General features: G+C 61.6%; 8 protein-coding genes. 3 read left to right on the top strand and 5 right to left on the bottom strand.

Going from position 1 to position 15,863, the window contains the following annotated elements:
• The first annotated feature begins 32 nt into the window (after nucleotides 1-32).
• Nucleotides 33-1,862, top strand: a complete 1,830-nt coding sequence (locus tag NW818_RS01585) for an NFACT family protein (protein ID WP_414423650.1) — start codon at nucleotides 33-35, stop codon at nucleotides 1,860-1,862.
• Nucleotides 1,863-1,909: 47 nt separating this feature from the next.
• Here NW818_RS01585 and NW818_RS01580 read toward each other — a convergent pair whose 3' ends face one another.
• The 5 genes from NW818_RS01580 to NW818_RS01560 all read right to left on the bottom strand — a co-directional run bounded on the left by NW818_RS01580 (nucleotide 1,910) and on the right by NW818_RS01560 (nucleotide 13,352).
• Nucleotides 1,910-6,712, bottom strand: a complete 4,803-nt coding sequence (locus NW818_RS01580; RefSeq protein ID WP_414423648.1) for an alpha-2-macroglobulin family protein — start codon at nucleotides 6,710-6,712, stop codon at nucleotides 1,910-1,912.
• A 72-nt stretch (nucleotides 6,713-6,784) separates the two neighbouring features.
• Nucleotides 6,785-8,011 (bottom strand): type II secretion system F family protein, encoded by a 1,227-nt coding sequence (locus NW818_RS01575; RefSeq protein WP_414423647.1) that lies wholly within the window; start codon nucleotides 8,009-8,011, stop codon nucleotides 6,785-6,787.
• A 197-nt stretch (nucleotides 8,012-8,208) separates the two neighbouring features.
• A complete protein-coding gene (locus tag NW818_RS01570; RefSeq protein ID WP_414383847.1) occupies nucleotides 8,209-9,351 on the bottom strand; it encodes a type IV pilus twitching motility protein PilT in 1,143 nt (380 codons plus the stop codon).
• Nucleotides 9,352-9,482: 131 nt separating this feature from the next.
• Complete coding sequence (locus NW818_RS01565; protein WP_414423646.1) at nucleotides 9,483-11,558, bottom strand: GspE/PulE family protein; 2,076 nt, start codon at nucleotides 11,556-11,558, stop codon at nucleotides 9,483-9,485.
• Between the two features lie 156 nt (nucleotides 11,559-11,714).
• On the bottom strand, nucleotides 11,715-13,352 hold the full coding sequence (locus NW818_RS01560) for an acetolactate synthase large subunit (protein ID WP_414423649.1): 1,638 nt from the start codon (nucleotides 13,350-13,352) through the stop codon (nucleotides 11,715-11,717).
• A 178-nt stretch (nucleotides 13,353-13,530) separates the two neighbouring features.
• Here NW818_RS01560 and NW818_RS01555 point away from each other — a divergent pair, with 178 nt between their 5' ends.
• Nucleotides 13,531-14,583, top strand: a complete 1,053-nt coding sequence (locus tag NW818_RS01555; RefSeq protein ID WP_414423645.1) for a dipeptide epimerase — start codon at nucleotides 13,531-13,533, stop codon at nucleotides 14,581-14,583.
• Complete coding sequence (locus NW818_RS01550; protein WP_414390239.1) at nucleotides 14,583-15,644, top strand: DUF1611 domain-containing protein; 1,062 nt, start codon at nucleotides 14,583-14,585, stop codon at nucleotides 15,642-15,644. Before NW818_RS01555 ends, NW818_RS01550 begins: the two co-directional genes overlap by 1 nt.
• The last annotated feature ends 219 nt before the right edge of the window (nucleotides 15,645-15,863 follow it).

Raw genomic sequence — 15,863 nt, 5'->3', positions numbered from 1 at the left:
CAGTGTTCAGCGTAAATGTATCAGCAACAGGGATGCAGCCGGTTGATTTAACCACCCTGCGTGCTGTGCTCGCCGATCTAACCCAGGCTAAGACAGGTCGGGATCCAGTGTTGCCTGCCCGCGTGGAATGGATCCAACAGACCGATCTGTGGACGGTGGTCATTGGCTTGCGCACCCTCACTGCCCGCCCCTGCTTGCTGTTGTGCTGGCATCCTCAGGCGGCCCGTCTCCACCTCTGTCAGCCTCCTCCCAAAGAGCCGGATGGCTTTCAATTTAGCCAGTTCCTCCAACGGCACCTGAAGGGTTTGGCTCTGACGGAGCTGGCTCTGCTGGAGGATTGGGAACGGGTGATTGACTTGCGCTTTGCCCCTCGGCCCGGGGATCCCCCTTATCGCCATCTCTACCTGGAGGTGATGGGCAAGCACAGCAATGCCATTTTGGTGGACGAGGCGGGCATGATCTTGGCCAGTGGCCATGGGGTAAGCGAGCGCCAATCGCGAATCCGTCCAGTGCAGCCGGGCCTGCCCTACGAGGCTCCTCCGGCCCTAACCGATCCGATCCCGCAGCGATCCGAGCCCTTCTCCTGCTGGCAAGAGCGCGTCGCCCTGATCCCCGGCCCCATCGGCCAACGGCTGTTGCGCTGTTATCGCGGCCTCAGTCGGCATTTGGTGGAAGCGATGTGCCATCAGGCTGGGATCCCGCCGCAAACCTCCACCGATCACCTCTCTGCCCGCGATTGGCAGGCACTGTTTGCCAGGTGGCAAGACTGGTTAACCCGTCTGGAAACCGGCCAGTTTGACCCGGCCCCAACTCCCCAGGGATACACCGTTCTCGGCTGGGCAAGCGGTGCCGTTCCCGTTAGCGGGACGGAGTCCCTGCAACAACCTTCTCGACTCAATCTGCACCAACTTCTGGAAGGCTACTACCAGGCTCAGCTTAACCGCGAACAGTTTGAGCGAGAGCGCCACCGCCTGCTGCAAAAGGTATCCACCCTGCTGAAAAAGCTCCATCAGCGGCGAGAGCAATTTGAGGCGATGCTGGCCGACTCCACCCAAGCGGAAGCCTCCAAGCAGGCTGCCGACTTGTTGATGGCCCACCTCCACCTCTGGCGGCCAGGGTTGCATCACATCGAGCTGCCGGATTTTGCCAGCGGCCAGACGGTCAAGATCCCTCTCGACCCCGAAAAAAATGCCATTCTCAATGCCCAAGCCTACTACCGCAAGCACCGCAAACAAAAACGGGCCCAGGATGCTATCCGGCCCCTACAAGAGGCGCTTGGCCAAGAGATCCTCTACCTCGAGCAGGTGGAAGCGTCTCTACAGCAGCTGGAAACCTATCGGGATCCCCAAGACTTGACCACCCTCAAGGAAATTGAGACCGAGCTGATTGAACAGCGCTACTTGGAGAGTCCCACTCGCAACAGCGGGACAGAGTCTCTGCGGGCGAGCTCAAAACATGCCTCACCGGCAACCTTCAACCCCCACCGCTTTACCAGCCCCAGTGGCTTCTCCATTTGGGTGGGGCGCAACAACCTGCAAAATGATCAGCTCACCTTTCGCGTGGCTCAGGAACACGATTGGTGGTTTCATGCCCAAGAGATCCCCGGCAGTCATGTGCTGCTGCGCTTGCCCCCCGGGGCTGTAGCAGAAAGCGAAGATCTGCAGGCGGCTGCTGATTTGGCGGCCCATTTCAGCCGCGGTCGCCTCAGCGAACAGGTGCCGGTAGTCTACACTCGCCCGAAACTGGTGTTCAAACCCAAGGGATCCCCGCCCGGCATGGTCGTTTACAAACAGGAGCAGGTGCTTTGGGGGCGGCCCAGCCATGCGCAGCTGCTCATTGCGTCAGCCCTTGGGCCACACTGACGCAACTGGTTACTTTGTTTCTGGCCAAGTGGGCAGGTTCGAGGCATTCAAGGGAGAACTTCGAGGGAGTAAGCGGCGCTGCGGCCATAGCGGCTGGGATCGTACATTTCTTCTGCCAAGGCAGGAGCCACCTGGAATTGGCCGGGGATCTCCGGACGGAAGAGATAGACAAACTCATGGCGACCCTGCTTGAGCTCGGTGCTGAAAAAGGCCACGCGGTCATCCCGATTCTCTTGGCGGGTCCAAAACCAGTCCCACCAGTAGTCTGGGGCCAAGCCGGTGAACTCTCGCGGATCCTGGGAGGTGATCTCGGCGCCGCTGGGCAGGGGATCCTCGACCACCACGTAGTGGCTGTCCCGCTCGGCTTCCACCGTCAACCGGGCCAGGAGGATTTCTCCGGCCCTTACTGTGTCGCCAGGGCGCAGCGGCTGCTCTCGGTAGCGGATCTCCCCGTTGGGTTGGAGCTGGGGCTGTAGGCGGAAGTAGCTGCGGCTCACCGCAAAGCCTTGGGCTTGAGAGGGCAGAGGGTTGGGGACGAAGGCTTCTCCCCTCAAGCTGTAGTAAAGGGGGGCGGGGCCGGACTTTTCCAGGCGCAGGCTGCTCAGGTTCCCCACTTCTGCATCGGCCCAATCCAACCCATAGCGGGGATCCGCAGGGCCGGCCTGCCAGCGATCAAGAAGGGATCCAGTTGTCCCATCCAACACCCGCACCTCGCCGGGGCCGGGAAGCTGCTGCTGCTGGGCCTGGTAGTAGGCAGATAGGCCGAGGAGAGCATCGGCGGTGGCTTTGGTGGTGCGCCAGCGGTTGTTTTGCCGCTGCTGGAGAAGGGCCTCGGCAATCTGGGCAGCCCGGTCATCCTGCAAGCGAACGGCCAATTGCAAAAGCGGGCCGGCCACCTCCATGTCGTCGTAGGTGGAGCGCTCGTGGGTTGCCAAGGAAGAGGCAGCCGGGATAAACCAGCGCCCTTGGGGATCCTGTTGCCGCCGCTCCAGAACCTCATCCAGGGCTGCCTGGGCAAGATCCCTCTGGCCCAGTTGCAGGGCGGCCAGCCCTCGGTAGGCCAGGCCAAAGGTGGAGAGCCGCTCCGGCGGCGGCAGGTCGGCAGTCACCAAGGCGGGATCCCAGAGGGCCAGGCTGTAGGCGACAAAAGCCTGTAGATCCGGGGAGAGGGCTTGTGGCTGGGCCAGTTGAGCGGCCAGATAGTCCTGAGCGGCCAGATAGTCCAAGGCCTGCCGCACCCGCCACTCTTTGAGGGCATAGCCAGCAGCTTGGGCAAGGTGATACCCCTGCAGGATGTATCCGGTCAGATAGGGGTTGCTCCGGTCATGGGCCCACCAGCCCCAGCCCCCATCGAAGTTCTGGGATCCCTCCAGTCGCTGCAAGCCCGATCGAAGCACCTGGGGCAGCCGCTCCAGGGTTTGCGAGCGCAGGTTCAAGCCCAACTGCTTGCTGACTTGGGTGACGGCTAGGGCGGGCAAGAAGCGACTCAGGGTTTGCTCGGTGCAGCCGTAGGGGAACTCCACCAGGTAATCCAGCGGCTCCAGCAGGGTTGCTGCCGGGCTAGCGGCCAGTTCCAGGTGAAGCTGCCGGGATCCCGGCACCCAGGTGGCGGGCCAATCCAGCGATAAGTCAAGGCTGCCCTCCTGCACCCGACCCACCTGGGAGAACCGTTGCACAGCGCCGAAAGGCTGGCTGGGGATCCGCAGTTGCAATGCATCTTTCAGCCCATTCCCTTCCGCCCAGACCCGCAGAGAGGTATCTCCGGCCCCCAGAACCTGGAGAGGCCATTCCACCCGCCCCGCTCCTTGGGCCGGCACGGTGAGGCGTTGTCGTTCCGGGCCTTGCAATTTCAAGATCCCACCGGCAGGAACAGGAACTTCCAGCCGCACCTCCACCGCTTGGGCTTGACCCGTGCGGTTTTGCACAATGGCCGCCAAGGTGAGCTGATCCCCCACCCGGAAAAAGCGGGGAGCGGCCAAGCGCACCAACAGGTCTTTGCTAACCGAGACTGTGGCAAGAGCGGATCCCACCTGGGTGTCGGCAGTGGCGGCGCGGGCGGTCAAGCGCCAGGTGGTCAGGTTGTCGGGCCAACGCACCTGTACCTGAGCCAGGCCATCGGCATTGGTGACCAGATCCGGGAACCAGGCGGCGGTATCGCGAAAGTCCTCCCGCACTTGGCCGGCCAGCTTGTCAGCACCGCCGGGATATTGCTGAGGGAAAGAGGTAGTGGTGGTAACTTGGTTGTACTGGCGCCCATAGAAGAAGCGGCGAATATCCAGGGTGAAGTCGGGTCGCAATAGGTAGAGGGCATTGTCCACAATCCCTAGGCCCACCTCGGCGCTCACCGGCTGCCCTTGGGCATCGCGGGTGCGGATTTGGATTTGGGCGGTCTCGCCCGGTCGATAGGTGGGTTTATCGGTTTGCAGCTCCACCTGCAAAAAGCGATCCAAGGGGGAGACCCGCAGCAGGGCCTCGCTTCGGTACAGCCGCCGCTCTGGGCCGATGGCAGTGGCAGTGACGTAGAGATTGGGACGATAGTCGCCGCGGATGGGCAGCCGCAGCGTGGCCGTATGCCCCTGGAGACGCAGCACCTGCACCTGGTGCAGCCGGGATCCCTCAATGCCCACCAGCACCGCCACATCCGGCAGCGGCGAGACTATCAGGATCTGGGCCTCTTCCCCCACCTGGTAGATCTGCCGATCCGCCACCACTTCCAGGCTGGGCAGGGATCCCCAACTTTGTAGGGGGCTGCCCGGCTCCACCACCCAGAGATAGTCCACCTCCTGCACCCGTTCGCGCCAGCGGTGCGGAGCACTTTGACGGCGGGGATCCCATGCCGTCAACCGCACCCGGTAGTCTCCCGGCTCCAGGTCGGCGGGCAGGTGGAGGTCGAGGCTGCCTTCCCCGTTGACAATCTGAAAAGGCTGCCGCAGCAGGGTACCTTGCCGTTGGTAGGTGTTGCTCTTGGGATCCCAGCGCCAGCGCTCCAGGCTCAGCTCTCCGGTGGCGCTGACGGGGCGGCCATCGTAATCGCGGGCTTGCAGCCGGTAGGTGAGGGTATCCCCCGGAGCGGGCAGGTGGCGGTCGGCCTCGGCAAAGAGGGCAAATTCGCCAGCTGTTACCCAGGCCCGCGCCGTTCCGGTCACGGTGCGACGGCTGATGTCGGTCACCTCCACCTCGATGCGCAACTGCTGCACCTCTTGGGGGCCCCAGTAGCTGTCTTCTTCCCAGTTGAGATCCTGCAGCAGGCGATCCAGGCGAAACTCCGCCCGCCCTTGGGCATCCGTCACCCCTTCCCCTTCCGCCACCAACTGGCCGTAGCCGCCGTAGTAGCCCTGCTCCTCTCCCAGGTCGTCGGCGAAATAGTCTTCCTCGGCAGAACGGGGCAACAGCCCATAGCGCAGGCTCCAGTCGGGGCTGCTGTAAACTCGGTAGCGGAGCTGGGCAGCGGCCACCGGCGCGCCGAAAAGATACTCGGCCTCCACCTGCACCTTCAGGGATCCCCCCCGCACCAGCCAAGGTCGGTCGGGCACCACCGCCACCTCAAACTCCGGCTTGCGGTAGGCTTCCACCTGAAAAGAGGTGTATTCGCCGCTGGATCCCTGCGGCCCTGACACCTGCCACTTCAGGCCGTAGCTGCCCAGGGACGCTTCTTCTGGCAGTTGAAACTCCCCATGGACACTGCCAAAAGCATTGGTGGCCAGGGTTTGTTCGCTCAACACATCCCCGTTGGGGGCCGTAAGGGTCAGTTGCACTGCTTGTCCTGGGGGGGGCGGCGTGAGGCGGGTTTGCTCTCGCACCAGGGCGCGGAAATAGACGGTTTGGCCAGGACGGTAGAGGGGACGATCCGTGTAGGCGTAGATCCGGTGGGGCTGGTTCCAGCCATAGGCGTAGCTGCGGGACAAAGCCTGCAGGGTGTTGTCGGCACTGCGGCCATAGACCACCAGGGAAGAACCCTCTCTCGCCGGCAGGCCAAAGCGGGCCAGCCCCTCTGCATCGGTGGTGGCCGTCAGGGGATCCCCCCACTCCCCGAAAACTTGGATCTGGATCCCGGCCAGGGGACGCAGCTCCCGCAGGTGCACCGCCTGCACCACCAACTGGCTGGCATCCTTCTTCTGGATGAGGCCGAGATCGCTCACCAAAAACCAATGGTCGAAACGGGGCAAGGGTGCAGCCGCATTCAGCGGCTCCCGGCCCTCCGCCTCCACCCAGTAGGCCCCCGGCGGCAGGATCCCCAGCTCCAAGGTTTGGGCTGTCCACCCCTCTCCCGCTCGTCGTGGCACCGGCTGCTGCCAACTGCGCACAAGCTCCCGCCGCAGGGTGGGATACAGAGCCGGATCCAGGGAGCCATAGTCAGCATCCGCCAAATCCCGCAAGAGAGGGGATCCCTGCAGCTCTGTCAGGGAAAAGCGATAGAGGCTGAGCTGCACCGAGCCCAGGCTGGTGGCCCGCCACTGCAGCCGCGCCGGTTCTGCGGTCGTAAACACCTGGCTGGTGCTGTAGAGATAGAGACCGGGGGGGACAAGCTGAGGGCGCAAGGTGGGGATCCGAACCGTTGCCCCCTCCCGCACCAGAACGGATCTCTGGCTGCCCACCTTTTCCAGGCCGGATCCCTGCACCGTCACCTGGTATTCCCCAACAGGCAATCGATCCAAGCGATATTCGCCATCTGAGGCCAAGCTGGCGCTGCGCGTGGCCGGGCCGGCGGCGATCACCCGGACGCTCTCCAGAGCTACCCCTGCCGGCAGCTCCACCCGTCCCGCCAGGGATCCCGTCGGCTGTTCGGAAAGCAAAACTGCCAGCCCCACCCCCAACAACAGCACCAGGGCCGCTAACCATCGCCTCAGCATGGGATCCCTTTCCTTTGTTGCTCCTACCCTGTGCCCTGGCCGCCCTGGGGGTTCAAGGGTCAGCCCAATCCACTACTTCACCAGCTCGAAGACGTTGAACATGGGCAGGTACATGGCCACGATAATGCAGCCCACCATACCGCCCAGGATCACGATCATCAACGGCTCCAGCAGGCTGGTGAGGGCGCGTACCGCCTCCTCCACCTCCAGCTCGTAGAAATCCGCCGTCTTCATCAGCATCGCGTCCAGCTCCCCTGTCTCTTCCCCCACGCTGATCATCTGAATGGCCATGACTGGGAAGACCTTGGCCTTGCCCAGAGCAGGGGCAATCTGCCCTCCCTCTGAGATGGATTGGCGGGCGGCGTCAATGGCGTTGGCCACCACCTGGTTGCCGGAGGTGTCGCGCACAATTTCCAAGGAAGTCAGCACCGGCACCCCGGAGCGGGTGAGAGCGCCAAAGGTGCGGCAGAAGCGAGCCACCGCCGACTTCTGGATCAGATCCCCGAAGATAGGGAGCTTGAGGGCCAGCGCGTCGATGGTCTCCTTGCCGGCAGGGGTGCGGTAAAAGCGCCGGAAAGCAAAATAGACGGCCCCTAGAAAGCCCACCAGCCCCAAGCTGTACTGGGGCGTGCGCAGGAACTTGCTGATGTTGATGAAAAACTGGGTAAAGCCGGGCAGCTCCCCACCCAAGTCGTTGTAGATGCTCTCAAACGTGGGCAAGATGAACAGCACCATGCCCAAGAAAATCAAGACAGCTAAGATCGTCACCACCACCGGGTAGGTCATGGCTGACTTGATCTGCTTCTGCAGGCGATCCATGTCCTCCAGCAGCTTGGCCAGGCGGTTGAGCACTTCGTCCAGCACGCCGCCCACCTCCCCCGCCTGCACCATGCTGCAGTAGAGGCCGTCGAAGGCGTCGGGATAAGGGCGGATGGAGTCGGAGAGGTTTTTCCCCGCCTCCACCTCCGCTCGGATAGCCCGCAGGTACTTTTTGAGTTTGGGGTTGCCGGTTTGCTCCTCCATGATGGTGAGAGAGCGCACCATCGACACGCCGGCGTTGATCAAGGCAGCAAATTGCCGGGAGAACACTGCCTTGTCGCGAATGTCGATGGATCCCAGCATTGAGAAATCGAAAGACGTATCCAAGGAAAAGAAGGGTTTCTCCTCCTGAATGTCTTCCTGTTTGGCAAAAATCCCGTCTCGGCGCAGCCGTGCACGAACTTCGGTCAAGCTGTTGGCCACCACCGTCAGGCGTACCGGCTGACCGGCCTTTAACCCCCGAACCTTGTAGCGCGGCATGGCTGTACCCCCGGCTAGATCGCTCTAAATAACGAAATGGCTTTAAATGTTTCGCAGGTGCAAAAAGGGATCCAGCCCAAACCTTGGGCCGATCAACGATCTCTCAGCTAGAGCTTAGCCACAAATTGAGGCAGTGGCTAGAGATCGGCGATGAACCCTCACCCCGGGATCCCAGCACTGCCTGGTGGCAACGAGGTTTAGCGACGGGCGGCAACTGCTGGTGGCCGCTGTTGCTGGGCAGCCGCGGCTGGCGAGGGCCCGGTAACGTTGCCCAAAAGCCGTTGCAACTCCTCGGGGCGAGAGGTCTTAGACATGGCCGTATCGAAGTCGATCTTGCCCTGTAGGTAAAGGTTAGCCAGATCTTGCTCCAGCGTTTTCATGCCCTGCTTGCCCCCCGTCTGGATAGCCGAGTAGATCTGGGCAGTTTTGCCCTCCCGAATCAGGTTGGCAATGGCCGGCGTTACCACCATGATTTCCTGCACCAGCACCCGTCCAGGCTCTCCTGGCTTGGGATTGAGGCGGCGGGCCAGAGTTTGGGAGAAGACGGCCTTGAGGGAGTTGGAGAGCTGCACGCGAATCTGCTGCTGTTGCTCGGGCGGAAACACATCCACCAAGCGATCCACCGTCTGGGCGGCAGAACTGGTGTGTACCGTGGCAAAGCAGAGGTGGCCCGTCTCGGCGGCGGTAATGGCCAACTGGATGGTCTCCAGATCCCGCATCTCCCCAATCAGGATCACATCCGGATCCTCCCGCATCGCTGCCCGCAGGGCATTGGCAAAACTCTTGGTGTCTTCCCCCAGTTGCCGCTGGTGGATGATGCTGCGAATGGGGGTGTAGATATACTCAATGGGATCCTCGATGGTGAGGATGTGCTCGGCCCGTTCGCGGTTGATCATGTCGATCATGGAGGCCAGCGTAGTCGATTTGCCAGATCCCGTTGGGCCGGTTACCAGCACCAAGCCCCGCGGCAGGCGAGCTGCTTCCTTACACACATCCGGCAGGCCCAGCTTGTCGATGTTGGGGATCTCAGAAGCCAGGGCCCGCATGGCGCAAGCATAGGTGCCGCGATCGCGGTAGACGTTCACGCGGAAGCGCCCGATCCCCCGCACCCCATAGGAGCAGTCCAATTCCCAGTTTTGCTCCAGCTGCTTGCGCTGGTTGTTGTTCAGCATGCTGAAGATCAACCGCTGCACCTCCTCTGCCGAGAGAGGCTCATGCTCTGTCGGCTCAAGGTGACCATTGATGCGGAAGTAGGGGGGCAAACCCGCCGAGATATGAATGTCGGAACCGCCCTTTTGGACGATTGCTTCCATAAGGTCTTCGATCATCAGTTGGGGCATAGGGTTGGGTTCTCCAAAGGCGAGTAGAACTGTCTATCAAAAGAGCCGCCGGCCAAAGCCATGTGAGAAAGGCAACTGTATAGGACTGTTATAGTCGGCACCCCAACATCGTCAAGTGCCAAGCCGACTTCCTAAAACTTCGGGGTCAGGCAATAGGGGCAGTCCATCCAGTCCACATGCAAGGCCGCGCCACAGTTGCGGCAGGTGCTGAGAGCCTTGGCACGGGCCTTCAGCTCGCTTTCCAGACCCTTGTCGGTGAGGGTCACCCGATCCACCTCCTCCAGCGTGGTGAGGCCCTGCTTCACCAGCATCAAACTGTAGGCCAGCAGGGTTTTCATGCCACTTTCCACCGCCGCTTCTTTGATCACCTCCGTGGGGGCCTCTTTGTTGATCAAGTCCGCAAGGCGGTCGTTCATGCGCATGAACTCGTACACCCCTACCCGACCTTTGTAGCCCACGCCCCCACACTTCTCGCAGATGGGCTTGCCGGTGGCCTTGCGCTGCTCCACTTCTTTGGGGGAGAGCTTGTTGGCTTTGTAGAAGGTGAGCTGCTCGCCGTCGCCACTGAGGGTAAGGCCATAGCGGGCCAGCTCCTCCGGCGTGGGGTGGTAGGGGATCCGACATTCGGTACACACCCGGCGCATCAAGCGCTGGGCCAACACCCCCAGCAACGAGCTGGAGATCATAAATGGCTCGATCCCCATCTCCGTCAGACGGGCAATGGCGCCAGGGGCATCGTTGGTGTGCAGCGTGGTCAACACCAAGTGGCCCGTGAGGGAGGCTTCGATGGCGGTTTTGGCCGTCTCGTGGTCGCGGGTTTCCCCCACCAGGATGACATCCGGGTCTTGCCGCAAGAAGGCCCGCAGGATCATGGCAAAGTCCATGCCCTTTTCTCGGATCACCTGCACCTGAGTGATCCCCGGCAGCGAGTATTCAATGGGATCCTCGGCGGTACTGATGTTGATGCCCGGGTCGTTCACCTCCGCCAGGGCCGAGTAGAGGGTGGTGGTTTTCCCGGATCCCGTTGGCCCAGTTACCAGGATTAGGCCAAAGGGTCGCCTGACAATCTCCTTGAAGCTTTCCAAGGTCTCTGGGTCGGTGATCAGCTTGTCCAGCCCCAGTTGGGTGGCGGAGTTGTCCAGGATCCGCAGCACGATCTTTTCCCCATAGCGGGAGGGCAGGGTGCTGACCCGAAAGTCCACCTTGCGCCCCTTGAAGACCCGCCGAATCCGCCCATCCTGGGGCATGCGCCGCTCGGCAATGTTCAAATTGGACATGATTTTGAAGCGAGCGGTGAGGGCAGGGACGATCTTCTTGGGAAAGTTTTCAAAAGCCTGCCGCAACACCCCATCTTTGCGGAAGCGGATGCGCAGGTATTCTTCTTGTGGCTCGATGTGGATGTCGGACGCCCCATCCTGCAGGGCCTTGACCAGGATCTGGTTGGACAGTTTAATAATCGGGGCATCATCTGCCGATTTGACCTGCTGCTCCAGGGATTCCTCGCCGGCCTCATCGGCAGCCACATCCTCAATAGCATCCAGAATAGCATCCAGATCGATTTCGGCAGTGTTGACCACCACCTCTTCTTCCTGTTGGGCAGCAGCCGCGTCGTTGATCCCCTTGATGGCCAGCAGCTCCGCCTGCGCATCCATGTAGCGGTTGATCAGGGTCTCGAAATCCCGCTGGGTGAAGACCCGCCGCTGCAGCTTCAGCCCCTGGATGCGGAAGCGCCGTTGAATGTCGTCCAGTGCCTGCAGGTTGTCTGGCTTGACCATCGCCACCGTCACCTGATTGTCTCGACGGCGAATGGGCAAGAACTTGTAGCGGTTGCAGATGTCGAGGGGCAAGATCGAGTCGATCAGCCCAATCATCTCGGAGATCTCCACCGGCTCCAGGTCGACATCCAGGGAGGGGATCCCGTAGATGATTTTCAGTTCAAAGAGCTGCTGCCGTTTGTAAGCCCGCTCCAGGTCAGGGGTGATCTCTTTGCCCACGATATCCTTGACCACCAGAGCCAGGGCCTTGCTGTTGCCCTCTCGATCCGCTTTGAGGGCGTTTTGGATGTCCTGGATCTGCTTATCGTCGGCAAAGCCCAGCTCCTTTAACTTGCGGCCAAAGGGGGTAATGCTGACGTTGGCGATGGCCAGAGCTTTGCTGGCAGCACCGGCACGGCGCGAGGTAAAAGGAGGGGGAGGAAGATCGTTCATGCTAGCGGGTCACCCACAATGCCTCTATTTCACTGCACTCGGCTGCTAAGGGTCAACGGTAAAGATACATAAGTCTGGACTGCCCAGAGGCCGCCAACCCTGGGCTTACTATGCCCCAACTCGGCTCAAATCTCGCATTCACATCCATCTCGTCCCCTAAGCCTCGCAGACCAACGCTTGCGACCGCTGGGTCAAGTAAAGGTTTTCGCTGTAATCGACAGGGCAGTCGATGAGGGTGGGCACCGGCTGCTCGAGGGCCTGCTTCAGGATGGGGATCAGCTCGGCAGCCTTTTCGACACGGTAGCCCTTGAGGCCCATGCTCTCCGCCAGCTTGACGAAGTCTGGATTGCCGAACTTGACGAAAGCAGCCTCGTTGTATTGATTGTGTTGCTTCCACTCGATCAGCCCATAGCCGCCATCGTTGAAGATGAGGGTGACAAAGGGGGTGCCCACCCTGAGGGCAGTTTCCAGCTCTTGGCAGTTCATCATGAACCCTCCATCTCCAGTTACGGCCACGATGCGCCGGTCGGGATGCACCAATTTGGCGGCCAAGGCCCCCGGAATGGCGATGCCCATGGCGGCAAAGCCGTTGGAGATGAGACAGGTGTTGGGTTTGTCACAGTGGTAGAGGCGGGCCATCCACATCTTGTGGGCGCCGACATCGGAGATGACGATGTCTTCGGGTTCCAGGACTTGGCGCAGGTCGTAGATCAGCTTCTGGGGTTTGATCGGGTAGCTCTGATCGTGGGCATAGCAGGTGTACTCGCGGACGATGTTCTGCCGCAGGCTGAGGCCATAGGGATCCGGCTTGCCCGTGCGATCGCAGCGGCGCAGGATCTCCATCAGGGAGTCGGAAATGTCTCCCACCACCTCTACTTGCGGGATGTAGCTGCTGTCGATTTCAGCCGGCAGGGCGGCGATGTGAACGATGGGGATGGTGCCGTCGGGGTTCCATTTCTTGGGAGAGTACTCGATGAGGTCGTAGCCGACGGCGATCAACAGATCGGTGCGGTCGAAACCACAACTGACCAGATCCCGCTGCTGTAGGCCAACGGCCCACAAGGACAAGGGGTGGGTGTAGGGGATCACTCCTTTGCCCATGAAGGTATTGGCGACGGGAATATTCAGGCGGGTGGCAAATTCCGTGAGGGCGCTGCTGGCTTGGGCGCGAATGGCCCCATTGCCGGCTAAAATCAAGGGGTTGCGGGCGCGGGAGATCAGGGACGCCGCTTCGTTCAGGCTTTGATAGGAGGCGTAGGTTTTGTCCAGGCGATCTCTCCTCAAGGGAGTGCCGCTGGCTTCCATGGCGGCGATGTTTTCCGGCAAGTCGATGTGGACGGCCCCGGGCTTCTCGGTTTGGGCCAATTTGAAAGCCTTGCGCACGATCTCCGGGGTGATGCTGGGGCGCACGATCTGGGCATTCCACTTGGTGACGGGGGCAAACATGGCCACCAAATCCAGGTATTGATGGGATTCGATGTGCATGCGGTCGGTGCCGACTTGGCCGGTGATGGCCACCAGGGGTGCTCCATCCAGGTTGGCATCGGCAACTCCGGTCATCAGGTTGGTGGCGCCCGGCCCCAAGGTGGAGAGACACACCCCCGCTCTGCCCGTCAGCCGGCCATAGACATCGGCCATGAAGGCGGCCCCCTGTTCGTGGCGGGTGGTGATAAAGCGAATTGAGGAGCGGCGCAGGGCTTGCAGGACTTCCAGGTTTTCTTCGCCAGGAACGCCGAAGATGTACTGCACCCCCTCATTTTCCAGGCAGCGAACCAGCAGTTCGGCGGTATTCATGGTGGCAAGGGTATGGGGAACGGTGGATCTGGATCCCACCATAGACGGCGGACGGGGCAAGGGATAACTTGTTTTCTGGGCTTGGGGACGGGGGCAGGCTGGGCTGGGAACCAAGCTAAGCTCAAAGGGGCGGCCCAGGCCCAATTGCCCCTCCAAGCTTCCTCTTCTGGAGATGCCCATGCGGCTCTACGTCGAACCTTTCACCGTTCACAAGCGCTACGCCTTGACCATCAGCCGAGGTACCCACAGCGAGACAACCTTGGCTTGGGTGCGAATTGAGGAGGAGGGAGTTGAAGGGTGGGGAGAGGCTTGCCCTTTTTCGGTGAGCGACGATTGCCAGCAGTCTCTGGACGACATCCTGATGGGCTTGGACGTGGCCAAAGGGATCCTGCGCCGCCATTCCCCCTGGGAGCGACAGCCAATCGAGGCAGAACTGCTGCGGGCCGGGATCCCTTCGGCAGCGCGGGCAGCGGTGGATATGGCCCTGCACGATTGGATGGGCAAACGGCTGGGGAGGCCCCTGTGGCAGTTGTGGGGGCTGGATCGCTCCCGCATTCCGCCCACGACGATGACGATCGGCATCTCCACCCCGCAGGCGGCCCGCCAGCGCGCCTTGGCCTGGATGGAACAGACCCAAGCGCGGGCTTTTAAGATCAAGCTGGGCAGCGGCTCAGGGCTGATGGCGGATCAGAACATGCTGATTGCCGTGCAGGAGGTGATCCCGCTGGGATCCCTGATTACAGTGGATGCCAACGGCGCTTGGACGGTGGAGCAAACCCTGAGCATGAGCAACTGGCTGGCGGGGCAAGGGGTGAGCTACCTGGAGCAGCCTTTGGAGAGGGGGCAGGAAGCGAAGCTGATCACCCTCTGGCACGAGTCGAAGCTGCCCATTTTTGTGGATGAGAGCTGTATGGACAGCCGCGATATCCCCCCTCTGGTGGATCGCGTCCACGGGATCAACATTAAGCTGATGAAGTGCGGAGGCCTCAGCGAAGCCTGGCGCATGATCCACACCGCCAAAGCCCACGGCCTACAGGTGATGTTGGGCTGCTACAGCAACACAGCTCTGGGGAATACGGCGGCAGCCCACTTGGCTCCCCTGGTGGATTACCTGGACTTGGATAGCCACCTCAACCTCATCGACGATCCCTTTGCCGGGGCCATCCTGCAGGACGGCTGCCTGCTCCCCACCGACCGACCGGGTTTGGGGGTAGAGCTGAGGGAGGAATGATGGGAAAGCCAGGATCCCTGTCCAGCGAAAGTCGCGTGGCCATCCTGCTCCACGGGGGATTGCTGGGGGAGCATGGGAAAACGGGGCTGGGGCTGCTGCGCTACGGCTCCTTCCCGGTGGTGGCGGTGATCGACCGGGAGCAGGCGGGGGGATCCCTGGCCCATCTGACCGGAATAGCCAAAGACATCCCCATCGTGGCCTCGGTGGAGGAGGCGCTGGCCTACCGGCCTGAAGTTCTGGTGATTGGGATTGCCCCTTCAGGGGGGCAGTTGCCGCCAGCCTGGCGGGAGGAGTTGGGCCTGGCCCTGCGAGCTGGCCTATCTCTGGTGAATGGGCTGCACACGCCTTTGGCCGAGGATCCCCAGTTTCGGCAGTGGTTGCAGCCGGGGGCCTGGATCTGGGATATTCGCCGCGAGCCCCCCAACCTGTCGGTGGGGAAAGCCCTGGCCCGCACCCTGCCCTGTAAACGGGTGTTGACGGTGGGCACCGACATGAGCGTGGGCAAAATGTCCACCAGCTTGGAGCTGCACCGGGCCAGCCTGAGACGGGGCCTGCGCTCCCGCTTTTTGGCCACCGGGCAAACTGGGATCCTGATCGGCGGCGAGGGGATCCCTTTGGATGCGGTGCGGGTGGACTATGCCAGTGGGGCGGTGGAGCAACTGATCATGCGCTATGGCTCTGACCACGACATTCTGCACCTGGAAGGCCAGGGATCCCTGCTCAACCCCGCCTCTACGGCCACCTTGCCTCTGTTGCGTGGATCCCAGCCCACCCACCTTATCCTGGTACACCGCGCCGGCCAAACCTACATCAAGGGGATGGACTACGTGCCCATCCCACCCTTGTCCAAAGTGATCGAGCTGTATGAGCAGGTGGCAGCGGCTGCCGGGGCCTTTGCCCCCGCGCCCGTGGTGGGGGTTGCCCTCAATACCTTCGGCTGGGAGGAAGAAGCAGCCCTAGAGCAGATCCGCCGGGTGGAAGCCGAGACCGGACGGCCCTGTACGGATGTGGTGCGTTTTGGGGCGGATCCCTTGTTGGAGGCAATTCTGGCGGCAGGATAACTCAGTTTGCAGACAGCGGATCCACTCCCATTGTCCATCTGGGAAAAACTCATCATCTTCAACAGGTGAGCGATTCAGATGGTTCCCGGTGCCGTTGTCTTCTCTGAGATGCGATCTCTTCAGCCAGGTATTCTCGATCCAAGTCGCTCCCATTAGCCGGGGGCCAGGAACTGGGCTTGCTCCGTGTTCAGAGAAGAGCATGACTCTAGTCAATAATAA

The sequence above is a fragment of the Synechococcus sp. R6-5 genome (assembly GCF_047461775.1).
Lineage (GTDB): Bacteria > Cyanobacteriota > Cyanobacteriia > Thermostichales > Thermostichaceae > Thermostichus.
Note: the sequence above shows the minus strand (reverse complement) of the source record. Positions and strands in the feature narration are given on the sequence as shown.